The following is a 20,264-nucleotide window of genomic DNA, read 5'->3' as shown; positions in this document are numbered from 1 at the left end:
CTGAGAGACTGGTTCCATGCCCGATCTCGCGAGCCCCGAGCAGACCGTCCGCATCGAGCGGGTCGAGTGGGAGGACGACCGGGCCGCCCGGCTCCGTGCCGCGATGGACGCCGAGATCGCCCCGCGCTACGCCGACCTCAACGCCGCCCTCACCGACGAGCAGGCCGCGGCGCGGGCCGACGCGTTTGTGCTCGACCCCGCGACCCTGCGCGGCGTCTACCTCGCACTCGAGGCCGATGGCACGCCCATCGGCCACGCTGCCCTGCGCCGCCTCGAGGTCGAGGGCGCGCCCGTCGCGTGGGAGCTGAAGCGCCTCATCACACTGCCCGCCGCGCGCGGCCGCGGCGTCGGCGCGCTGCTGATCGAGGCGGTCGAGGCGGATGCCGCGGCCGCAGGCGCCACGCGGGTGGTGCTGCAGACCGGCATCCGTCAGCCCGAGGCCGTCGGCCTTTACGAGAAGCTCGGCTACGCGCCGATCGCCGCGTACCCGCCCTACGCGGACCGCGTGCCCGAGGGCATCTACTTCGCGCGCGAGCTGCACGCATAGAAGGGGCCGGCGAGATCGCCGGCCCCTTCTCTCTCGCGTTGCACCGCTCAGACGGCGGTGTAGCCGCCGTCGGCCGAGAGGGTCTGGCCGGTGATGTAGCTCGAGCGGTCGGAGGCGAGGAAGGCGATCGCGTCGGCGATCTCCTCCGGCTTCGCGCCGCGTGCGAGCGGGGTGGTGCTGCCGAGCGAGGCCGTCGCGTCCTCCGGCTGGATGGGCGTGAACACCGGACCGGGTGCGACGGCGTTCGCACGGATGCCGTAGCCCGCGTACTCCGCGGCCCAGGCCTGCGCAAATGACGACACCGCCGCCTTCGTGGCGCCGTAGGCCGCGCCGCCGGCCATGCCGACCCGCCCGGCCATGCTGCTCACGTTGACGATCGAGCCGCCGCCCTTGCGGATGAGCCCCGGCACGAGTGCCGCGGTCAGCAGGTAGGTGGCGCGCACGTTCGCGTCGAACAGCCCGTCGTAGGTCGCGACGTCGGTGTCGACCGTCGGCCCGAACCACGCGGTGCCCGCGTTGTTCACGACGATGTCGACGTCGCCGACCTCTGCGGCCAGCCGGCTGATGTCGGCCGGGTCGCTCAGGTCGGCCTGCGCGAAGCGGGCGTGGCCGCCGGCCAGCTCGATCTCTTCGACGACCGAGGCGCCACGGGCGGCGTTGCGGCCGTGGACGATGACGTCCGCGCCGAGCTCAGCGAGCCGGTTGGCGGTGGCGCGGCCGATGCCCGAGGTGGCTCCGGTCACAAGAGCGGTCTTGCCGCTGAGTTCGTTGGCGTTCATGGGTTGTGCTCCTTGTTTTTGAACTGACTTGTTCAATACGCCTGAGATTAGACAGATCAGTTCAAAAATGCAAGCCCACATCTCCCGGTTCGCCTGCGGCGGAGAGAATCGGCCTACGCGCCCGCGCTGAGCCGCCCGATCTCGTCGCGCGCGGCTTGCACGAGTTCGGCATTGGTATGCGCATGGCCCCACAGACCCCAGCCGCCCTCGGCAGCCTCGGTCAGCAGCACCCAGGTTCGCCTGGCGAGCGCAGGGTCACCCGCGGCATCCGCCACCAGCTGTGTGAATCGCTCGACGACGGCCAGCTGCTGCTCGCGGTCGAGCGCGCCAGCATTCGTCAGCACCTGCACCCGCACATGGCCGCCCTCCCCGTCGACGTTGGCGAACGAGCCCGGGGCGATCTGGTGCACGAACGCGGCCGTGTTCTCCCGGAACATCGGGATGTCGGGCACCCGCTCGATGGCCTTGAGCTCGGTCGCGAGCTCGACGGCGAGTGCGTGGGGGTCGCCGAAGGTCCCCTCGGCTGCGTAGATGTCGATCATGGGCATGGTGGCCTCCGGAAATCGTGTGCTATGACAGTCGTCATAATCGCGTGCGCCGCGGCGCACGTCAAGAGCGCACGACCGCCTCGGTCGGTCGCTGCGGAGCACAACCTAAGATCGGGATGCGAGAGGCAGGGCAGTGATGGCAGGCGACGTACGACGGCGGATGACGGGCGGCGCGCTGCGCCTGCTTGCGACCGGCGGGTTCCAGGCGACGTCGTTCTCGAACGTCCTCGAGCTGACCGGCGCACCGCGCGGCTCGATCTACCACCACTTCCCGGGCGGGAAGGACGAGCTCGTCATCGCCGCGCTCGACCTTGCCGAGGAGAACGCCGAGGACGCACTCATCGCCGCGGGCGGCACGACCCCCGCCGAGGTGGCCGACGCGTTCTTCGGGATGTGGCGGCAGCTGCTCGTGAGCTCCGAGTGCGGTGCCGGCTGCTCCGTGCTCGGCGTCACTGTGTCGGCCGATTCGCCGGACGTGCTTGAACGCGCGGCCGAGATCTTCCGCGAGTGGCGCGCGAGTCTGGCCAAGCGGCTGGCGGATGCCGGGCTCGAGCCCTCAGCCGCCGGACCGTTCGCCACACTCCTGATCGCGGGCGCAGAGGGTGCCGTCGTGCTGAGCCGGGCCGAGAAGAGCATCGAGCCCTTCGAGACGGTCGCGAGCGGGCTGCGCGCGCATCTCGCGTCGCTGTAGCGCCCGCGCACGCCGACCCTGACCGCCGATTTTCACTCCGGCGCTTCGGTCGGCGCCGTGTATCCGATCGTGGGCACCACGCTCGCTCCCGTCCGATAGCCGGTGGCGCTCGTCAGCACCGCGCCGTCGCCGCGCAGTCGCACGGAGAGCGAGCGGACGCGTCGCGCGGGGAACACGCAGATGCGCTGCGCCCCGACGCTGCCGCCCGAGGCGAGCGGCTCACCGGCATCCGTCACGATCTCGAAGCCCGTCACCCGCTGGCCGTCGACCAGGCCCTCCTTGAGCACCAGGTGATCGACCAGAACCTCGCGCCCGAAATCGAGCCGCACGCCGTCCCCCGTCGCCCCGATCACGGCAGCCAGCGGATCGCCGAACCGCCTGTCGAGCTCGGCGCGCAGCTCGCGCACGCGCGCGACGTCGGCATCGGGAAGCAGCCCGCGCGAGTCCGGCGGCAGGTTGAGCAGCAGGTTCGCGCCCATGCCGATCGATCCGTAGTAGATCGCGAGCAGGTGCTCGAGCGATTTGGGCTCGTCGCGCGCCGCCCAGAACCAGCCGTGTCGCAGCGACACGTCGCACTCCGGCGGCAGGTAGACCGGATGCCCGTACCCGACGGTCTCGTCGCTGTAGTTCGAAAGGTCGCCGCGGTCGACCGCGTAGCGCACCGGGTCGTGCGCGAGCCCGTCCTCATTGCCGACCCATCTGATCGTCGGCGCGCCCATGTTGAAGACCATGGCGTGCGGCTGCAGTTCGGCGGCGACCGCCAGGTAGCGCTCCCAGTCGTACACCCTGCTCTCCGACCCGGCGCCGTCGAACCAGACCTCGGCGACGTCGCCGTAGTTCGCGCAGAGCTCGCGCAGCTGGGCCGTGTAGAGCTCGTCGTAGGCCGCCGGGTCGGCGTATTCCGGCGCGTGCCTGTCCCATGGCGAGAGGTAGAACCCGAAGCGCACACCGTGTCGGGCGCAGGCATCGGCCACCTCCCGCACGACGTCGCCTGCGCCGCCGCGCCACGGGGCCGAGGCGACCGAGTAGTCGGTGGTCGCTGTGGGCCACAGGCAGAAGCCGTCGTGGTGCTTCGCGGTCAGCACGACGTAGCGCGCGCCCAGCTCGGCGGCGGTGCGCACCCACTGCTCGGCGTCGAGGTCGCCGGGGTCGAAGCTCGCGGCCGACAGCGACCCGTCGCTCCATTCGAGGTCGTGGAAGGTGTTCAGCCCGAAGTGGAAGAACACGCCGAGGCGCAGTCGCTGCCAGGCGAGCTGACCCGACGTCGGCCGCGGAATCCGCACGGCAGGCGCCGCGCGCTCAGGCGGCGAGGTGCGACTGCAGCAGCCAACGGTCCTTGACGAGACCGCGCTCGATGCCGATCACGATGTCCTGGCTGTTGAGGTCGACCTCGTCGAGCCCCTCGACCGCAGCACGCACGGTCACCAGTGCGGCGTCGATCTGGGCGACGACCTGCGTCACCGTGACCTTCCAGTCCTGGAAGCCATCGCTCAACGCGGGCAGCGTCGCCTTCGCGGCGACGGTCTCCAAACGGGAATCCACCGGGAGGCCCAAAGCGACAACGCGCTCGGCCGAGTCATCCGCGAACTCCTGCGCATGATCGACGAGCTGGTCGAGCAACTCATGGATCGCGATGAAATCGGCGCCCCGCACATTCCAGTGCGCCTGCTTGCCGTTCACGACGAGCGCCTCCAGATCGATGACGACGGGGGCGAGGAACTGCGCGACACCGGCGGCGAGCTCAGGCGTGGTGGCGCCGGCCGCCTGCGCGGAAACGGGGGTCTCGGTGGACATCGGTTCTCCTTCGTTCAACTCACGTGATGCGAAAGGTCAGGCAAAGCGTTCAGCCCGGCAAGGCGGGACTGCAGGACGTCGTAGAGAGCAGTGATGTGCGCGCTGCCTGCGCAGCCCACCCACATGATGACCGATTGATCGGATGCCTGGGAAGATCCCCCTTCAACACCCGCCGCCCCCGGCATCCATTCGCCCACCCACCCGGCGACCGCTGTTGCGAGCGCCTCGCCGTGCGCCGCGAACGCCAGCGGGCGGATCGCGCTCGACCGCAGCACACGGGGCAACCACGTCACCGTGACGCGGCTCGGGGCATCGAGCGGGGTGACGTCGCGCTCGTCGAGCACCTCGATGTACACCTGACCGTACGCATCGTCGGGCAGCAGCGCGAGCACATGCTGGATCGCCGTCAGATCGGCGAGGTCGCCGGCGATGAACACACGGTCACGCAAGCGAGCGCGGTGACGGGAACCCATGTACATGAGCATAGGTTAGGCAACCCTTACTGGGAAGAGGCCGATGCCCGCAGGCTACCGGTGGAGCCGAGAATCACGCACTATGGGCGTGCGATCTCGCGATTCCCGCATGTACAAGGAGGTACTGCAATGCCCAAGATCCTGATCCTCACCGGCGATGCCGCCGAGACCCTCGAGGTGTTCTACCCCTATCACCGCCTGCAGGAGGCGGGGTACGAGGTTCACATCGGCGCTCCCGAGAAGCGCAAGCTGCAGTTCGTGGTCCACGACTTCGTCGACGGCTTCGACACCTACACCGAGAAGCCGGGGCACACCTGGCCGGCCGACATCGCGTTCGCCGATGTCGACCCTGCTGACTACGACGCGATCGTCGTGCCCGGCGGCCGCGCGCCCGAGTACATCCGCAACAACGAGGACGCGAAGCGCATCGTGCGGTACTTCTTCGAGAAGAACGAGCCGGTCGCCGCCACCTGCCACGGGCCGCTGTTGCTGGCCGCCGCGGGTGTGCTCCCCGGCCGCACCTCGTCCGCCTACCCCGAGCTCGCGGTCGACGTCGAAACGGCAGGCGGCGTGTTCGAGAACGGCGGTGCGGTCATCGACGGCAACCTCGTGACCGCCCGCGCCTGGCCGGACAACGGCACCTGGATGGGCGCATTCCTGAAGGCGCTGGATGCCGCGGGGGTCCGCGCCGCGGCGTGAGCTCCCGCGCCTCAGACGGCGCGCACCCTGTTGTTGCGCGCATCGTGGGTGAGCTTCGTCGACCCGACCTGGCAGACCAGCAGCGGCGGGCCGACCGACTCGTCGCGGTACATCGTGTATGCCGAAGAGCCCGGCGCCGTCATCAGCTACCACGGGTCCTCTTTGGTTCCGCCGCTCATGCGCGAACGGTACCGCCGCGCGCCGCGCGGCCACCGCGCAAGCCCACCGCTGCGGCGTCCGGCCCCGGTCAGCGGACGCGGCGCACGAACAGCACGCAGACCGCTGCGGCCGCCGCGAGGACGATGGTGGCGGTGAAGCTCGCCCGGTAGCCGAGCTGGGAGACGAGGAGCCCGGCCAACCCAGGGGCGAAGAGCAGGGGCAGGCTGTTGGATGCGTTGAGCACGGCGAGGTCCTTGGCGACGTGGCGCCGGGTCGGCAGCGCGTCGATGGTGAGCGCCGCGTCGACGGACAGGTAGGCGCCGTATGCCGCACCGCCGAAGCCGAAGGCGACGAGCAGCGCCCACGGCCTGTCGGTCACGAGGAGCGGGATCATCCCCACGATCACCGCGGCGGACGCGGCGATGATGAACACCTTCCGCCCCCAGCGGTCGGAGAGCGGGCCCGTGACGAGGGTCGCTGCCGCCGCGCTCAGCGCCAGGATCAGGGAGCACAGCGCGAGCAGGTTGCCCGCGGCCTGAGCGCCGAGCCCGAGGTAGTCGGTCGCGATGTAGAACTGGTACTGGACGGTCATGAAGAGCGCGAGGATGAACAGGAATCGTCCCGCGAACACCCACCAGAACTGGCGGTCCTTCGGCGGCCGCAGATAGAGCAGGAACTGGATCGCGCCCGTCGCCGCCCGCGGTTCGTCGCGGCTGGAGCGCCGCGGGAGCAGGGCGGCGACCACTACCGCCGCCACGACGATCGTCCACGGCACGATCGTCAGTCCGACGCGCGGAACGGTGACGAAGGCGGCTGCGCCGAGACTCCCGATCACCGTGCCGAGCAGGACCCCGGCGCCGCCCAGCGCAGAGACCCGCCCGAAGACGGCTGGCGCGAAGTAGTCCGGAATGAGCGCGTTGATGGATGCCACCGTGGCGTTCAGCGCAGCCTGGAAGACGCAGTAGGCGCCGATCACGGCGATCGGCGGGATCGGCAGCCCCGTGGCGAACAGGCCGAGGGCGGCGAGGGCGCCCGCGCCCAGGATCCACGGCAGCCGCTTGCCGAGGCGCGACCGCGTCCGGTCCGAGAGCGCACCGCCGATGACGACCCCGATGACCGCCGCGACGGCGCCGACGGTGGTGAGGAGCGCGTAGAACTGCAGCTTGTGCCCGGGAGCGATGCTGACGGATGCCGACTGGAGCAGGGTGGTGGCCGCGTTGTTCGGGATCGACCAGCCGAGCTGAGCGAGGAAGATCAGCCAGCCGACTCCTCCCGCCTTCGCTCGCAGGGAGAGCTCCCGGGTCGGGTTCGGATCCGGTTGGGCCGTGGCTTGCTGCATTCGCGCTCCTTTGCGCTGGGTGCCGTCGCGGCGGTCAGGCCGTGAGGCCGAGCCGATCGCGATGGGGTTGGAGCGCAGCCTCGACCAGGCGGGCGGCGGCTTCCATGCCGGCTGCGTTGGGATGGTACGGCGCTCCCCCGCGCAGGCTGAGATGGAATCTGGAGGTCCACGGCGACGGGGCCCACGCGTGGTGATCGCGCGAGGCGTCGGCGAGCGCGGTGAAGATCGCGCCCTCCGACTCGGCGACCGCGGCGATCACCCCGCTCAGCCGCGCGGCGACCCCCTGCCCCCAGTCGCGGATCTCGACCGGCATCGGAGCGACATCCCTTTCGGGCTCGAAAGGCAGGATCGTGAGGTAGTCGGTGAGCACGATCACGGCGTCGCTGCGGCGGCGGATCGTCTGGCAGAGGGCCGCGAGATCGGACCCGAGAGCGTCGAACGCGTCGTCGACCGCGCGCGGATCGCCGAGCTCTGCGACGCGTCGGCGCCAGCGCGGCAGACGGAGCGGAGCAGGCAGGCTGGCGAACGTCAGGCGAGGCAGGAAGCCGAGGTCGTTTCCCCCCGCGGTGATCGTGACGAGGCGGGTCGCCCCGCCGACGGCCTCGACCTGGGGCGGCCGCCGCTGCCCGACGGCCACGCCGGCGATCTGCGCAACGGTCGCGCCTGAGAAGGTCCGGTCGTCCAGCCGCAGGCCGAGGCGCGCGGCCAGCAGGTGCGCATAGTTGCGCTCCGAACGACCCGCCGCACGCGGACTGCGCGGCGTGCGCGGCATGATCCCTGGCCCGGCCGCGAAAGAGCTGCCCATGGCCACGTACGGGGAGCCGTCGGCGCTCATCACGCGGCCCGACCCGACGTTCGCTCGGGGGCCAGGCTGCCGAGCCACGCCAAGGACGGCTTCGGCGTGCGGTCGAAGGTCCCGCGGTCGACCGACACGAGCCCGAAGGTCGGGCCCCAGTCGCCCCACTCGTAGTTGTCGAGAAGGCTCCAGTGCAGGTATCCGCGCACATCCACCCCGTCATCCATCGCCTGCCGCAGGCTGAGCAGCGCCCGCCGGGTGTATTCGATGCGCGCGCTGTCGTCGTCCGTGGCGATCCCGTTCTCGGTCACGATGATCGGCACGCCGCCGATCACCCGCGCGGCGCGTCGCACCGCACCGCCGACCGCCTCAGGGTAGTTCTCCCAGCCGGACTGCGTACGGGGCGCGTCGTCGTCGATTAACGCCTGGGGCCGCCCGCCGACGTCCCTGATCCACCCCCGGGTGTAGCTCTGAATGCCCACCCAGTCGTCACCCCGAGACGCTTCGAGGAAGATCTCGTCGCGCGGATACGTGTAGGCGTGCAGGACGTGCTCAGCGCCCGGCTCCGCCTGGTAGTCCTGTACGGAGACCCCCCAGCCGGTGAGAATCCGGGGGTGGTTGACGCGGAGCCGATCGCGGGTCGCGTCGTGCAGGCGGATCATGGCGTCTGTCACCGCCCGGTCGGGTACCGGGAGCCCCTGCGCGAGGCCGGACGCGCCCGTCGCGAGGGCCGCGACGATGTTCGGCTCGTTGATGGTCTCCACGCGTTCGACCCCGGACTCGAGGACCGGTGCGACCGCATCGACATAGCGCAGGAAGCGCTCGACGGCATCCGACCGCCGCCAGCCGCCGCCTTGCGAGAACCAGAGCGGGAGCGTGAAGTGGTGGAGCGTGGGTAGCGGCCGCAGACCGAGCTCACGGGCGCGCTCGATGATGCGCGCATAGTGCTGCACGTTGGCCGTCGAGATGCGTCCGTCGACCGGCTCGATGCGCGACCACTCGATGCCGAAGCGGTAGTCGCGCAGCCCCGCCCTGGCGGCGAGCTGGAGGTCTTCCGCCCAGCGGTGATAGCCGTCCACGGCATCCCCCGACGGCTCATGCACGCCAGAACCGCGCGAGTTCTCGAGCAGCCACCAGTCGCTCGCCGTGTTGTTGCCCTCGGTCTGATGCGCGCCGATTGACGTGCCCCAGAGGAATCCGGGCGGGAAGGTCGTCGTCGACAGCTCCATCACGAAAGCAGAGTAACACTAGGTTTTGGGGTTCGGGCAGTAGGTTGTGACCATGACGGCGTCTGAGGCGCGCGGTCCGTACGCGAAGGGCCTGCTCAAGCGCGAAGAGATCCTGCGGGTGGCGCTGGCCGCCTATGACGAGCACGCGGGTGAGGGCCCGTCGATGAAGGCGATCGCCGAGCGGGTGGGCCTCAGCGAGCAGGGCCTGATCCACTACTTCGGCACGAGGGAGGCACTCTTCTCCGCGATCCTGGTCGAGCGCGACCGCGCCTATCGCGAGACCTTCGCCTCGAGCGATCCGATCGAGAAGCTGCGCGCGGCGGTCCGGCTCCAGGTGCAGACGCCCGGCTTGTCGCGACTGTATGTCGCGATGGCGGCGACCGCCTCGGATCCCGCGCGGACGCCGCACCAGTTCTTCTCCGAGCACTTCCGCGCCCTCTCGGCCGACGTTGCGCAGATGCTCACGGTCCGACCGGATGCCGAGCCGAGCGTGGACGCCGCGCTGGGCGATCGCGACACGATCGAGTTCGTGAGCCGCATCCTCATCGCCGCCGCCGACGGGCTGCAGCTGCGCTCTCTGATCGAAGAGGGAGTGGACCTCGAGTCGGATCTGATGCGCCTCGCCGAGCTCTTCAGAGCGCTCCTTGCCGGGAATCCGCCGGCCGGCGCCTCCAAGGCGTAGGGCTCGGAGGCGCCGGCCGTTCGACCGTGCGGACCGTGATCAGGCGCCGGCGCTCAGCACGCTCTCGAGCGCGGCGTCGATCTGGCCTGCGTAGCTCGGCGCGAGGCCGAACAGTCCGGCGTGGCCGAAGACGTCGTCGATGACCACCGTCCTGCTGTCGGGAACGAGGGCGGCGTGCAGCGCGACCTCCGTCGGCGGGAACATCATGTCGCTGGAGATCGCCATCGCGACGGTCTTGGACGTGATGCGGCCGAGCGCGCTGGCCAGGTCGCCTGCGGCGTTCCTGGATGCGTCGGCATGTCGCCACTTCCATGCCTGTGCGGCGAGGTTGCGGCCGTCCATCGGGGAGAGGGATGCGTCGAGCAGCCCGCTGACGAACTCGTCGCCCGAGCCGAACCCGAGGTCGCGCCAGTGCTCGTCCGTCCACACCTCGCGGCCGACCAGCTGAAGCGCGTAGAGCCTTGCCAGACTGCCGGACTCGATCTCGGGGTCGGATGCCAGCGAGTCATCCATCACGCGCGTCCAGTTGACCTGGCGGGGCAGCGCTCGGGCCGTGCCTGCGAGGACCGCCAGCCGCTCGACCCGCTCGGGGAAGCGCACCGCCCACTCGTAGGCCTGCATCGCCCCCATCGAGCCACCGAACACCAGCGCCAGCTTCTCGATCCCGAGCACCTCGCGGAGCAGCCGCTCCTGCGCGGTGACGTCGTCGCCGATCGTCACGTGCGGGAACTCGCCGGCGGTGTTGTGCGGCGAAGATCCAAGGCCGCTGCCGAGCTGGTTGACCAGGATGACGAAGTGCTTGGCTGGGTCGATGGCGCGTCCTGCCCCGACGTATACGTCGCGCATGATGCCGTGCGTTCCGGAGAACCATGACGGGATCAGCACCGCGTTGTCCTTCGCGGGGCTGAGCTCACCGAGGGTCTGGTACGCGAGCTCGACGCCGTGCAACGTCCGGCCGCTCTCGAGCTCGAGTTCGCCGAGCTGCGCGAGCTGGAACTGCCCGTGGACGGCTTCCGTGTAATAGGGGTTGGTGGTGGTCATTTCTCTTCCTTTTGGGAGTGTTGTCCGGGCGGTCCCCGGCACTGAGCGCGCCCCGGCCCGCCCGATCGGGGCGAGCCGGAGAGGGTTGCGCGAAACGGCTACGCGGTGACCGTCTTGCGGTAGGGGATGAAGGCGTGCTTGCGGGCGAACACGGTGGCGACGACCGTCGGGATCATGAGCAGGACGCCGATGACGGCGAGGCCCTCTGAGCCGGCGCCGGCGAGGGCGACCCCGCCGACGACGCCGCCCGCGGCGATGCCGAGGTTGAAGATCGTCACGACGAGGGCCATCGCCGTGTCAGCGTCGCGGCCCGCGGCGCGGGTGGCGGCCGTGATGAAGAGCGACGTCGAGCCGCCGAAGGCGAGGCCCCACAGGGCGGCGGCGATGTAGATCACCGCTACCGAGTCGGACCCGACGACCAGGCCGATCGCGGTCAGCAGGAACAGTGTCATCGCAGCGACCACGAGCTTGCGGTGGTGCTTGTCGATGAGCGCTCCGGCGACGAGCACCGAGGCGAGCGAGCCGAGGCCGAAGGTCAGCAGGACCCCCGACAGCGCCTGTCCGAAGTGCAGGCCGATGAGGTAGTTGGCGACGTAGGTGTACAGCTCGTTGTGCACGATCACCCAGCCGGCCAGCACCAGCAGGACCGTGATGACACCCGGGTGGCGCAGTGTGCGGCTCACCGAGGGCTTCTCGCCGGTTGCGGCGAGCGGCTCGAGGTTGGGCAGCGTGGCGAGCATCCAGATGATCAGGCCGACGGACATCGCGACGACGCCCCAGAACGTCCAGCGCCAGCCGAGGTGCTCGGCGACGAAGGTGCCGATCGGGACACCGATGGTCAGCGCCACGGGTGCGCCGCCGAGGGCGATCGTGACGGCACGGGCCTGAGCACCGGCAGGCGAGATGCGAGCGGCGAATCCGCCGACGTTCGCGTAGACGACGGCCGCACCGACGCCCGCAACGAACCGCGCCACGAGGGTGAGGTCGAAGTTGGTCGAGAGGGCGGTGACGACGTTCGCGACGGCGAACGTGATCAACGCGGCGATCACGACGTCGCGGCGTCGCCACTTCGCCAGCAGCTGGTTGACCGGGATGGCCGCGACGGCCGAGCCGAGCGCGTAGACGGTCAGGATCTGCCCGGCGAGCGACGGCGAGACGCCCATGCTCTGGCTGAACTGCGGCAGGATGCCCGCCGGCAGGGTCTCGGTCAGGAAGCCGATGAGCCCTGCGGTGAACAACGCGATGAGCTTGGCCCAGGGCAGGCCGCGCTCCTTGGTGACGGGCAGCGAACTGGTCAGTCCGAGCTCTGCGGTGGAGGTCATTTTGTTCTTCCCTTTGAGGATTCCTAATCCGGGTGGATTGTTTGAACCATCCGGTCTAAAGTTTTTTGGAACGAGTTGTACAGTAGCCCGACATTTTTAGAATGGCAAGTACAAATTCGGATTTTTTTGGGACGGCTAGTCCAAAGAAAGGAAAGGGCCGATGAAACCAGGACAGAAGACCGCGAAGGGCACGGCGACACGTGCGCGCATCATCGAGACGGCCGCGCGCGTCATGTTCGAGAACGGCGTGGCTGAGACGAGCGTGGAGCAGGTGTGCTCGGCCGCGCGCGTCAACGCGTCGCAGGTGTACCACTACTTCGGCGACAAGCGCGGGCTGATCGCCGCGGTGGTCGACTTCCAATCGCAGCGCCTGGGCCCGGCCGGCAGGCTGGACTCGATGGTCGAGCTGCGCGCGTGGGCGCGGGAGCGCGTCGAACAGCAGCGCGGCGGCGACGCGATGGGCGGGTGTGCCTACGGCTCGCTGGCCGGTCAGCTCGGAACCGGACACCCCGAGTTCCGCGAGCAGCTCGTCGACGGATTCGGCGGCTGGCTCGCGCGCGTCGAATCGGGCCTCGAGGCGATGCACCGCCGCGGGGAGCTTGTCGAGGCGGCCTCCCCCCACGAGCTCGCGATCGGACTCCTGGCCGCCACTCAGGGCGGAATGCTGCTCGCGGTCGTCACCCAGAGCTCGGAGTCGCTCGAGATCGCGCTGGACCAGGCCCTCGACCGGATCGCGGCGCTGACGCCGCAGGCTGGGCGCATCGCAGCCGCTTAGCTGGGAATCCTCGACTTTGTACTGACTAGTCGTTATGATATCGGCGTGGCCAGATCATCTTCCAAGAAGGGCGAGGCTCGAGCGCGCCTGCTCGAGGCCGCCGACGAGCTGTTCTACACCGAGGGCATCCACACGGTCGGGATCGACAGGATCATCGAGAAGGCCGGCGTCGCCAAGGGATCGCTGTACTACATCTTCGGCAGCAAGGACGAGCTGGTGAAGGCGTACCTCGAGAACCGCCACGGGAATTGGACGCGGCGCGTCGAAGAGCACGTCGAGCGGGCAGTCGACCCGACCGATCGGATGCTGGCGGTGTTCGACGCGCTCGATGAGCTGTTCGCCGAGCCCGACTACCACGGCTGCGCGTTCCAGCGGGCCGCAGCCGAATCCGAAGAGGGCAGCGTCGAGCAGCTGGGCAACGAGGCCTTCCGCACGTGGCTCGACGATCTGTTCTACGGTCTCGCCCGCGACGCCGCGGTCGCTGACCCGAAGCTCGTTGGCCGCCAGCTAGTCCTGCTGTACGACGGCGCCGTCGGCTCCGAGCCCGACCACGCGAGCTACGCGCCGGGCGCGCTGGCGAAGTCGATCGCCGTCACCCTGCTGGACTCCTCACCCGCCTGGCAGCCGCGCACCGAGCTCGCGGCGGCGAAGTAGGACGTGTCGAACACCGGGTCACCCGACGACGCGAAGCCCGTAGGGCCGTGGCGGCGCCACGCCGTCTTCAGGCGACTGGTCCGCGTCGCCGCCGCCCTGGTGGTCGGCGGGCTCGTCGGGTTCACCTGGTACCACGTCGACGTGGAACCGGGCGCAGGCATTGTGAAGTCCATCTTCGAGGCAGGCCCTGAGGTCACACCGCCGACCGACTTCGCGACCAGGCGCGCCGCCGTGAAGGTGTGGCCCGCCGTCTCAGTCCCAGCGGCAGGCGCCCCGCCCGGCAGCCTCGTGCTCTACACCCCCAAGGACCAGGCCGGCCCGCGCCCGATCGTCTTGTGGATTCATGGCGGCGGGTTCATCTCGAGCTCGACGGAGACCGTCGCCGACTTCGCGATCATGCTCGCGGACGCCGGCTACACCGTCGCGAGCCTCGACTACACCCTGGCGCCGGGTGCCAAGCACCCGGTTCCGGTGCGCCAGGCGAACGCCGCCCTCGCGTTCGCGAAGAAGAACGCGGCCGCGTACGGCGGCGACGCCGGCCGGCTCGTCATCGGTGGCGACTCGGCCGGCGCTCAGATCGCCAGCGAGGTCGCCGCGGCGCAGACGAACCCGGTCGTCGCCTCCGCAGACGGCGTCACTCCGGCCGCCCCCGACGGGCTCGCCGCAGTCGTGCTGTACTGCGGCCTGTACGACGTGACCGACGTCGCCGAGACCGGGTTCCCGGGTCTGCGCACGTACCTCTGGGCCTACACCGGAAGCCGCGACTGGCTGCGGGCACCGAACGTCGGCTCCCTCTCGACCGCCAAGAACGTCACATCCGACTACCCGCCGACCTTCATCACGGTCGGCGACAAGGACCCGTTCGACGGTCAGGGCCACGATCTGGATCGCGCGCTGACCGCGCACGGCGTCCCGACGGACACGCTGTTCTGGGACGGCTCGGGCGCCGGCCTCGGGCACGAGTACCAGTTCGACTACTCCACACCTCAGGCGCGAACGGCGTTCAGCCGCACCCTCGCCTTCCTGCAGCAGAGGACCGGTACGCGATGAAGGCACTCGGATGGGTGGGGCTCGCGGTCCTGGCAGCCGCCACCGCCGTCGTCGCATACGGCCTGCTGGTCTTCGTCGGCCGCTAGGCCGCCGGCGCGCTACCGGCCCGACGCGCCGTGCCATCGCGTCTCCGTGAGCGCGCGGGCCCGTGCCTGGCGACGGCTCTGTGATCCGCCCAGGGCGAACAATGCACTTTCTCCTTGCTTTTTTGAACCCATCTGTCTAATGTTTGGATCACTGGACAGATCAGTCCAAAAATGAAGACTTGGAGAAGCATCATGAGTACCGCGCAACTTGCCGGCAAGACGGCTCTCGTCACCGGCGCCACTTCGGGTATCGGCCGCGCAGCGGCCGTCCGCCTGGCGGAGCAGGGGGCCGAGGTCCTCGTTCACGGTCGTGACGCCGCACGCGGCGCCGCGGTCGTCGAGGACATCGAGACCTCGGGCGGCAAGGCCCGGTTCGTGCAGGCCGACCTCGCCAACCCCGAGGAGATTGAGGCGCTGGCGGAGAAGATCGGCGACGTCGACATCCTCGTGAACAACGCAGGCACGGTCTGGTTCGGCCCGACGCCCGACATCTCGGTCGCCGAGTACGACAACCTGTTCAACGCGAACGTCCGCGCTACCTACCTCGTCACCGCCGCCCTCATCCCCGGCCTCGTCCGCAAGGGCGGAGCGGTTGTGAACGTCGGCAGCATGGCGGGCAAGATCGGCATGAGCGGCGGCGCCGCGTACGGCGCCACGAAGGCCGCACTCCACTCGTTCACGCAGGCCTGGGCCGCGGAGCTCGCGCCCCAGGGCGTGCGCGTCAACGCGGTGGCGCCCGGCCCGATCTTCACGCCGATCGTGTCGGACGAGAGCACCAGCGCACTCGGCAGCCGCACGCCGCTGGCGCGCGGCGGCAAGCCCGAGGAGATCGCTGACACGATCGCCTTCCTCGTCTCGCCCGCGGCCGGCTACGTCACCGGCGCAGTCCTGTCAGCAGACGGCGGCTACACCGCCGTCTGACGGCTGATCCGGATGCCGCGCGAGAACCCCGCACGGCATCCGCGCCGTCCTTCATTCCCCATCGCCACACCGCCACATCCCACAAGGAGCACCACCGTGTCTTACACGCACAACACCGCGCCGACCGAGCGCGTCACCGCCGCCAACGGAATCGAGTTCGCGTTCCGCCGCTTCGGCACCCCGAGCGGCACCCCGCTCGTCTTCATCAACCACTACCGCGGAAACCTCGACACCTTCGACCCCGCAGTGACCGACGAACTGGCGAAGGGCCGGCAGGTCATCCTGTTCGACAACGCCGGAGTCGCCGGCTCCAGCGGCGAGCCGAAGAACAGCCTCGAGGGCATGGCCGCCGACGCCGAGGCGTTCCTCGACGCACTCGGCCACGGCCAGTACGACCTGATCGGCTTCTCGATGGGCGGCCAGGTGGCGCAGCAGATCGTCGTCGACCGCCCCGAGCTCGTGCGCAAGCTCGTGCTCGCCGGCACCGGCCCGCGCGCAGGCGAGGGTATGAAGCAGATGACCGCGTCGACGCTCGCGCTGTTCCTGCGCACCGACTGGGAGCCGGCGGACGAGCTGTGGGGACCCGTGTTCTTCAGCGACTCCGACAAGGGCAAGGCGGCCGCGCGCGATTACCTCACCCGCACGCGTGAGCGCACCGACCGCGATGCACCCGTCTCTGCGGCCGTCGCTCAGGCACACGGTGAGGCTGCAGCCGGCTGGGGCGCGCCCGGCCAGAGCCAGGAGTACCTCACGAAGATCACGCAGCCGACGCTCATCGTCAACGGAAGCAACGACATCGTCATCCCGACGATCAACTCGTACCTGATGTTCCAGGCGATCCCGAACGCGCGACTGGTCCTCTACCCCGACGGCAACCACGGGGCGCATTACGAGAACAACCGCCACTTCGCCCGCGAGCTCCAGTACTTCCTGGACGTCGAGTAGGCACACCGGCCCGGACCCGAAAGGGTCCGGGCCTTCCGGTCTGAAGGGAACCGCAGTGACAGGCAGCGACGTCGACACCATCGACGAGACAGGCTCGGGCCCCGCGCCGGCCGTGCGGCGGTGGGCGGCAGTAGGCGGGGTCGCGCTCGGCACGTTCATTCTCGTCACCAACGAGTTCCTGCCCGTCGGGCTGCTGCCTCAGATCTCTGACAGCCTGCACGTCGCCACGGCATCCGCCGGGCTTCTGGTCACCGCTCCGGCTATGGTGGCCGCGGTCGCCGCGCCCAGCGTCGCGGTCCTGCTCGGCCGGGTCGACCGCCGCCTCATCCTCCTCGGCATGACCGCGCTCTTCATCGCGGCCGATCTCGTCTCAGCGGCCGCGCCCAACCTCCTTGCGCTGATCGGCGCCCGGCTCGCGTTCGGACTCGGCATCGGCGGATTCTGGGCCATCGGCGGCACCGTCGGCCCGAGCCTCGTCGGGCCGCGCCACGGCGGCCGCGCCACGGCGCTCATCTTCGGGGGCATCTCCGTCGCGAGCATCGTCGGAGTCCCGGCCGGCACGGCCCTTGGGCAGGCGCTCGGCTGGCGCGCCGCGTTCCTCGCGACCGCGATCGTCGGCGCCGTCGCGCTGCTCGGCCAGCTGGCAACGCTGCCCAAGCTCGCTCCGCAGGGACGCTCGGGGTGGGGGCCCGCCCTTCGGCTGCTGCGCGGGGCGCGAGCGCGCCGGGCCCTTCTGGCCACGGTCGTGCTCATCACCGGGCAGTTCGTCGCCTTCACGTACCTCGTCGACTTCCTGCAGCGTGACCGAGGCCTCGAGCCGCGCACCGTCGCATGGCTTCTGCTCGTCTACGGCCTGGCCGGGCTCGTCGGCAACTTCGGCGCGAGCCCGCTCCTGCGCGGCCGGGCGGTGGCCGCCGCGGCGGCGCTGGCAGCCGCGATCGCGATCGCAGCGGCGGCGTCCGCCGCCGTGGCCCCCGCCGAATTCGTTCTCACCATCACGATGGCCGGCTGGGGAGCCGCATACGGGGCGGTCCCGATCGCGATGCAGACATTGGTGCGTCACAGCGACCCGGCGGCCTTTGACAGCGGTGCGCCGATCTATATCACGGCGTTCCAGGGGTCGATCGCCATCGGCTCAGTGCTCGGCGCCGCTCTCGTCCTCGTCGGCGGCGACCTCACGGCCGTCCTCTCCGGCGCGCTCCTCGCGCTCGTCTCGGCGCCGCTCGTTGGGTTCGGCCGATCGCGGTCGCGGCGCGCCGGCGACGCGTAGTCGCGCGCCCGACGCTGCAACGCTTCCGCACAACGTATGAGGGGCCGGATGCCCAGGCATCCGGCCCCTCATACGTGCTCTCAGCTCGCGATCGGTTCGAGCACGACGACGGGGATCTCGCGGATGCCGTCCGTGCGCTCCCGGTACTCGGGGAAGTGCAGCCAGAACGACTCGGCGACCTCCCACCAGTGCGCCTTCTCGTCGCCGTGGACCTCGCGGGCGACCCGCAGCTGCGTGGTCGCTCCGTCCTGCAGCCGCACGACGGGATGCGCGGTGAGGTTGCGGTACCACTGAGGGTGGGCAGGCGCGCCGCCGGCGGAGGCGACGACGACGTAGACGTCGCCCTCGAACATCCGCATCAGGGGGTTCTTGCGCACCTTCAGCGACTTCGCGCCGACCGTCGTCAGGATCACCACCGGCCGGTCCTCCAGCGTGTTGTGCTCCGTGCCCCCGCTGGCCTCGTAACCGGCGACCTGGTCGCGGATGCGCGGGTCCGGCGAGGCCTCGTAGTCCCCATCGAGCAGCGCCGCACCGGCGGCGATGTCAACCGTGTCAGTCATCTTCGTGTCCTCAGTTCTTTCTAGCGGTCAGGTAGTGCGCGGCGACCGGTTCAGACCGCGGTGCGGCCGCCGTCGACCGGGATCACCGCGCCGGTGATGTAGCTCGCGGCCGGCGAGGCGACGAAGCCGATCACCCGTGCGATCTCCTCTGGCTGCGCGGCGCGGCCGAGCAGGGTCGTCTTCCCGAGGGCATCCGTGCGCGCCGGATCGGCCGAGGTGTACACCGGCCCCGGCGCCACCGCGTTCACGCGCACGCCCTGCGGCCCGAACTCGGCCGCGAACGACCGAGTCATGCCCACGACCGCCTGCTTCGTGCCGCCGTAGGCGACCCCGGATGCCAGGCCGATCGTCCCGGCCATGCTCGAGACGTTCACGATGCTCCCCGATCCCCGGCGCGCCATCGCCTTGGCGAATGACGTCGTCAGCCAGAACACCGTGCGCACGTTCGTCGCGAACAGCCCGTCGAACGGGGTCGTGCCCAATGCGTCGCTGGGGCCGAACCACGACCGCCCGGCGTTGTTGACCAGGATGTCCATCGCCTCGCCGACCGCCTCGGGGAAATCGACCAGCTCGAGCGTCTGGGACAGGTCCGCCGCGACGAATCGGCCGGTGCCGCCGGCTGCGGCGATGTCGTCGAGCACCTGCGCACCACGATCCGCGTCGCGGCCGTGCACGATCACCCGAGCGCCCTGCGCGGCCAGCTGAATCGCTGCGGCCCGGCCGATGCCCGAGGTGGCCCCGGTGACCAGCGCAGTCAGGCCGGTCAGAGCTGTTCGGTCGATGGTCACGGCCGCTCCCCAATCTCTGCCGACGCCGTCAGGCGGCGTCGGACGCGGATGCCAGTCTTGCACATATTTAGACAGATTTGTTCAATAAGTGGCCGGGCAACGGGCTCAACCCGCCGGCCGCGTCCTGCGGCCGGTCGAGGGGCCCGCACCTCCGAGGAAGCTAGGCACTCTTCGGGTCGACCTCAAGGGGTCGGCTAACGAATAGTCCGTTCAGGGGATGTCCCCCGGTTGCGGCACGCGGGACCGTGAAGCTGCACGGGAACCGCGCGAATGAGCTGCACGAGGAGCAGGCAGGCGATGACGAACCTCACGGGATCCGAACCGGCAGGACCGATGTTTGAGGGGCCGCACGCCGGGCTCGCGGGAAGAACAGCTCTTGTCACCGGAGCGACCTCGGGGATCGGCCGTGCCGCGGCGGTCCGCCTCGCGGAGCTCGGGGCGACGGTATTGGTCCATGGCCGCGACAGGGCGCGCGGGACCATCGTTGTCGGCGACATCGAGGCGGCGGGCGGAACGGCGCACTTCGTGCAGGCCGACCTCGCCGATGCGGACGAGATCACCAAGCTGGCAGCCCAGGTCGGCGATGTCGACATCCTCGTCAACAACGCAGGAACCGTCTGGTACGGGCCCACCGCCGAGATGCCCGCCGCCGATCTCGACCGGCTCTTCGACGCGAACGTGCGGGCGACGTTCTTGATCACCGCCGCACTCCTGCCCGGTCTGATCCGCACCCGCGGCACGATCGTCAACGTCGGCAGCATGGCGGGCAAGATCGGGATGGTCGGCGGGGCCGCCTACGGCGCCACCAAAGCCGCCCTGCACTCGTTCACCCAGTCGTGGGCGGCGGAACTCGCCCCAGCCGGCGTCCGCGTGAACGCGGTCGCACCCGGGCCGATCTTCACGCCCATCCAGTCGGAGGCGGAGACCAGCGCGCTCGGAAGCCGCACGCCGCTGGCCCGCGGAGGCAAACCGGACGAGATCGCCGACGTCATCGCGTTCCTCGCCTCACCCGAAGCCGCGTACGTCACCGGCGCGATCCTGTCAGCGGACGGCGGCTACACCGCCGTGTGACCTCGCCCGCCGGCGACACACGTCATTCAATCTGAAAGGAACTGC

General features: G+C 70.1%; 24 protein-coding genes. 11 read left to right on the top strand and 13 right to left on the bottom strand.

What is annotated here, in order from left to right:
* The first annotated feature begins 16 nt into the window (after positions 1-16).
* Positions 17-547: a GNAT family N-acetyltransferase gene (locus D7I44_RS10710; protein WP_120789490.1), complete on the top strand. Its 531-nt coding sequence runs from the start codon at positions 17-19 to the stop codon at positions 545-547.
* Positions 548-594: 47 nt separating this feature from the next.
* Here the strand turns inward: D7I44_RS10710 and D7I44_RS10705 are convergent, their stop codons facing one another.
* On the bottom strand, positions 595-1,326 hold the full coding sequence (locus D7I44_RS10705) for an SDR family NAD(P)-dependent oxidoreductase (RefSeq protein ID WP_120789489.1): 732 nt from the start codon (positions 1,324-1,326) through the stop codon (positions 595-597).
* Positions 1,327-1,439: 113 nt separating this feature from the next.
* Positions 1,440-1,874, bottom strand: a complete 435-nt coding sequence (locus D7I44_RS10700) for a tautomerase family protein (RefSeq protein ID WP_162940220.1) — start codon at positions 1,872-1,874, stop codon at positions 1,440-1,442.
* Between the two features lie 136 nt (positions 1,875-2,010).
* Here D7I44_RS10700 and D7I44_RS10695 point away from each other — a divergent pair, with 136 nt between their 5' ends.
* A complete protein-coding gene (locus tag D7I44_RS10695; RefSeq protein WP_120789487.1) occupies positions 2,011-2,565 on the top strand; it encodes a TetR/AcrR family transcriptional regulator in 555 nt (184 codons plus the stop codon).
* 32 nt (positions 2,566-2,597) lie between these two features.
* Here the strand turns inward: D7I44_RS10695 and D7I44_RS10690 are convergent, their stop codons facing one another.
* The 3 genes from D7I44_RS10690 to D7I44_RS10680 are packed head-to-tail and all read right to left on the bottom strand — an operon-like array spanning position 2,598 to position 4,832.
* Positions 2,598-3,848 (bottom strand): alpha-L-fucosidase, encoded by a 1,251-nt coding sequence (locus D7I44_RS10690; protein ID WP_120789486.1) that lies wholly within the window; start codon positions 3,846-3,848, stop codon positions 2,598-2,600.
* 16 nt (positions 3,849-3,864) lie between these two features.
* A complete protein-coding gene (locus tag D7I44_RS10685) occupies positions 3,865-4,359 on the bottom strand; it encodes a Dps family protein (protein WP_120789464.1) in 495 nt (164 codons plus the stop codon).
* 14 nt (positions 4,360-4,373) lie between these two features.
* Entirely contained in the window at positions 4,374-4,832 is a 459-nt protein-coding gene (locus D7I44_RS10680) for an SIP domain-containing protein (protein WP_162940214.1), read from the bottom strand.
* Between the two features lie 129 nt (positions 4,833-4,961).
* On the opposite strand from D7I44_RS10680, the gene D7I44_RS10675 reads away from it, so the two are divergent.
* Complete coding sequence (locus tag D7I44_RS10675; RefSeq protein WP_120789485.1) at positions 4,962-5,531, top strand: DJ-1/PfpI family protein; 570 nt, start codon at positions 4,962-4,964, stop codon at positions 5,529-5,531.
* A gap of 11 nt (positions 5,532-5,542) precedes the next feature.
* Here the strand turns inward: D7I44_RS10675 and D7I44_RS18690 are convergent, their stop codons facing one another.
* The 4 genes from D7I44_RS18690 to D7I44_RS10660 form a co-directional block, all read right to left on the bottom strand.
* A complete protein-coding gene (locus D7I44_RS18690) occupies positions 5,543-5,644 on the bottom strand; it encodes a hypothetical protein (protein WP_342768574.1) in 102 nt (33 codons plus the stop codon).
* A gap of 134 nt (positions 5,645-5,778) precedes the next feature.
* Positions 5,779-7,029, bottom strand: a complete 1,251-nt coding sequence (locus tag D7I44_RS10670) for an MFS transporter (RefSeq protein WP_120789484.1) — start codon at positions 7,027-7,029, stop codon at positions 5,779-5,781.
* A 34-nt stretch (positions 7,030-7,063) separates the two neighbouring features.
* Positions 7,064-7,864 (bottom strand): SGNH/GDSL hydrolase family protein, encoded by an 801-nt coding sequence (locus D7I44_RS10665; RefSeq protein WP_120790903.1) that lies wholly within the window; start codon positions 7,862-7,864, stop codon positions 7,064-7,066.
* Positions 7,864-9,054, bottom strand: coding sequence for a family 1 glycosylhydrolase (locus D7I44_RS10660; RefSeq protein ID WP_120789483.1), 1,191 nt, complete (start codon positions 9,052-9,054; stop codon positions 7,864-7,866). Before D7I44_RS10660 ends, D7I44_RS10665 begins: the two co-directional genes overlap by 1 nt.
* A gap of 52 nt (positions 9,055-9,106) precedes the next feature.
* Here D7I44_RS10660 and D7I44_RS10655 point away from each other — a divergent pair, with 52 nt between their 5' ends.
* Positions 9,107-9,736 (top strand): TetR/AcrR family transcriptional regulator, encoded by a 630-nt coding sequence (locus tag D7I44_RS10655; protein WP_120789482.1) that lies wholly within the window; start codon positions 9,107-9,109, stop codon positions 9,734-9,736.
* A gap of 39 nt (positions 9,737-9,775) precedes the next feature.
* On the opposite strand, the gene D7I44_RS10650 is transcribed toward D7I44_RS10655, so the two are convergent.
* The gene (locus D7I44_RS10650) at positions 9,776-10,777 is read right to left on the bottom strand and encodes an alpha/beta fold hydrolase (RefSeq protein ID WP_120789481.1); all 1,002 of its coding nucleotides are present in this window, start codon (positions 10,775-10,777) and stop codon (positions 9,776-9,778) included.
* A gap of 98 nt (positions 10,778-10,875) precedes the next feature.
* On the bottom strand, positions 10,876-12,099 hold the full coding sequence (locus D7I44_RS10645) for an MFS transporter (protein WP_120789480.1): 1,224 nt from the start codon (positions 12,097-12,099) through the stop codon (positions 10,876-10,878).
* 160 nt (positions 12,100-12,259) lie between these two features.
* Here D7I44_RS10645 and D7I44_RS10640 point away from each other — a divergent pair, with 160 nt between their 5' ends.
* The 6 genes from D7I44_RS10640 to D7I44_RS10615 all read left to right on the top strand — a co-directional run bounded on the left by D7I44_RS10640 (position 12,260) and on the right by D7I44_RS10615 (position 17,800).
* A complete protein-coding gene (locus D7I44_RS10640; protein WP_120789479.1) occupies positions 12,260-12,874 on the top strand; it encodes a TetR/AcrR family transcriptional regulator in 615 nt (204 codons plus the stop codon).
* Between the two features lie 45 nt (positions 12,875-12,919).
* Complete coding sequence (locus D7I44_RS10635; protein ID WP_120789478.1) at positions 12,920-13,528, top strand: TetR/AcrR family transcriptional regulator; 609 nt, start codon at positions 12,920-12,922, stop codon at positions 13,526-13,528.
* A 3-nt stretch (positions 13,529-13,531) separates the two neighbouring features.
* Positions 13,532-14,578, top strand: coding sequence for an alpha/beta hydrolase (locus tag D7I44_RS10630; protein WP_120789477.1), 1,047 nt, complete (start codon positions 13,532-13,534; stop codon positions 14,576-14,578).
* A gap of 278 nt (positions 14,579-14,856) precedes the next feature.
* Positions 14,857-15,585: an SDR family NAD(P)-dependent oxidoreductase gene (locus D7I44_RS10625; RefSeq protein WP_120789476.1), complete on the top strand. Its 729-nt coding sequence runs from the start codon at positions 14,857-14,859 to the stop codon at positions 15,583-15,585.
* 96 nt (positions 15,586-15,681) lie between these two features.
* The gene (locus D7I44_RS10620) at positions 15,682-16,530 is read left to right on the top strand and encodes an alpha/beta fold hydrolase (protein WP_220093761.1); all 849 of its coding nucleotides are present in this window, start codon (positions 15,682-15,684) and stop codon (positions 16,528-16,530) included.
* A 55-nt stretch (positions 16,531-16,585) separates the two neighbouring features.
* A complete protein-coding gene (locus D7I44_RS10615) occupies positions 16,586-17,800 on the top strand; it encodes an MFS transporter (RefSeq protein ID WP_162940219.1) in 1,215 nt (404 codons plus the stop codon).
* 80 nt (positions 17,801-17,880) lie between these two features.
* On the opposite strand, the gene D7I44_RS10610 is transcribed toward D7I44_RS10615, so the two are convergent.
* Together D7I44_RS10610 and D7I44_RS10605 are read right to left on the bottom strand one after the other, a co-directional pair.
* Positions 17,881-18,360: a nitroreductase family deazaflavin-dependent oxidoreductase gene (locus tag D7I44_RS10610; protein WP_120789473.1), complete on the bottom strand. Its 480-nt coding sequence runs from the start codon at positions 18,358-18,360 to the stop codon at positions 17,881-17,883.
* A gap of 50 nt (positions 18,361-18,410) precedes the next feature.
* Positions 18,411-19,148, bottom strand: coding sequence for an SDR family NAD(P)-dependent oxidoreductase (locus tag D7I44_RS10605; RefSeq protein WP_220093760.1), 738 nt, complete (start codon positions 19,146-19,148; stop codon positions 18,411-18,413).
* 297 nt (positions 19,149-19,445) lie between these two features.
* Between D7I44_RS10605 and D7I44_RS10600 the strand changes: the two genes are divergently transcribed.
* Positions 19,446-20,219, top strand: coding sequence for an SDR family NAD(P)-dependent oxidoreductase (locus tag D7I44_RS10600; RefSeq protein WP_245979534.1), 774 nt, complete (start codon positions 19,446-19,448; stop codon positions 20,217-20,219).
* The last annotated feature ends 45 nt before the right edge of the window (positions 20,220-20,264 follow it).

The sequence above is a fragment of the Gryllotalpicola protaetiae genome, from assembly GCF_003627055.1.
GTDB classification, from domain to species: domain Bacteria; phylum Actinomycetota; class Actinomycetes; order Actinomycetales; family Microbacteriaceae; genus Gryllotalpicola; species Gryllotalpicola protaetiae.
Note: the sequence above shows the minus strand (reverse complement) of the source record. Positions and strands in the feature narration are given on the sequence as shown.

What these genes read in the sequence shown, in the direction of transcription:
- D7I44_RS10710 (WP_120789490.1), top strand. Translation starts at nt 17, where the DNA reads ATGCCCGATCTCGCGAGCCCCGAGCAGACCGTCCGCATCGAGCGGGTC.
- D7I44_RS10705 (WP_120789489.1), bottom strand. Translation starts at nt 1,326, where the DNA reads ATGAACGCCAACGAACTCAGCGGCAAGACCGCTCTTGTGACCGGAGCC.
- D7I44_RS10700 (WP_162940220.1), bottom strand. Translation starts at nt 1,874, where the DNA reads ATGCCCATGATCGACATCTACGCAGCCGAGGGGACCTTCGGCGACCCC.
- D7I44_RS10695 (WP_120789487.1), top strand. Translation starts at nt 2,011, where the DNA reads ATGGCAGGCGACGTACGACGGCGGATGACGGGCGGCGCGCTGCGCCTG.
- D7I44_RS10685 (WP_120789464.1), bottom strand. Translation starts at nt 4,359, where the DNA reads ATGTCCACCGAGACCCCCGTTTCCGCGCAGGCGGCCGGCGCCACCACG.
- D7I44_RS10680 (WP_162940214.1), bottom strand. Translation starts at nt 4,832, where the DNA reads ATGGGTTCCCGTCACCGCGCTCGCTTGCGTGACCGTGTGTTCATCGCC.
- D7I44_RS10675 (WP_120789485.1), top strand. Translation starts at nt 4,962, where the DNA reads ATGCCCAAGATCCTGATCCTCACCGGCGATGCCGCCGAGACCCTCGAG.
- D7I44_RS18690 (WP_342768574.1), bottom strand. Translation starts at nt 5,644, where the DNA reads ATGTACCGCGACGAGTCGGTCGGCCCGCCGCTGCTGGTCTGCCAGGTC.
- D7I44_RS10670 (WP_120789484.1), bottom strand. Translation starts at nt 7,029, where the DNA reads ATGCAGCAAGCCACGGCCCAACCGGATCCGAACCCGACCCGGGAGCTC.
- D7I44_RS10665 (WP_120790903.1), bottom strand. Translation starts at nt 7,864, where the DNA reads ATGAGCGCCGACGGCTCCCCGTACGTGGCCATGGGCAGCTCTTTCGCG.
- D7I44_RS10660 (WP_120789483.1), bottom strand. Translation starts at nt 9,054, where the DNA reads ATGGAGCTGTCGACGACGACCTTCCCGCCCGGATTCCTCTGGGGCACG.
- D7I44_RS10655 (WP_120789482.1), top strand. Translation starts at nt 9,107, where the DNA reads ATGACGGCGTCTGAGGCGCGCGGTCCGTACGCGAAGGGCCTGCTCAAG.
- D7I44_RS10650 (WP_120789481.1), bottom strand. Translation starts at nt 10,777, where the DNA reads ATGACCACCACCAACCCCTATTACACGGAAGCCGTCCACGGGCAGTTC.
- D7I44_RS10645 (WP_120789480.1), bottom strand. Translation starts at nt 12,099, where the DNA reads ATGACCTCCACCGCAGAGCTCGGACTGACCAGTTCGCTGCCCGTCACC.
- D7I44_RS10640 (WP_120789479.1), top strand. Translation starts at nt 12,260, where the DNA reads ATGAAACCAGGACAGAAGACCGCGAAGGGCACGGCGACACGTGCGCGC.
- D7I44_RS10625 (WP_120789476.1), top strand. Translation starts at nt 14,857, where the DNA reads ATGAGTACCGCGCAACTTGCCGGCAAGACGGCTCTCGTCACCGGCGCC.
- D7I44_RS10610 (WP_120789473.1), bottom strand. Translation starts at nt 18,360, where the DNA reads ATGACTGACACGGTTGACATCGCCGCCGGTGCGGCGCTGCTCGATGGG.
- D7I44_RS10600 (WP_245979534.1), top strand. Translation starts at nt 19,446, where the DNA reads ATGACGAACCTCACGGGATCCGAACCGGCAGGACCGATGTTTGAGGGG.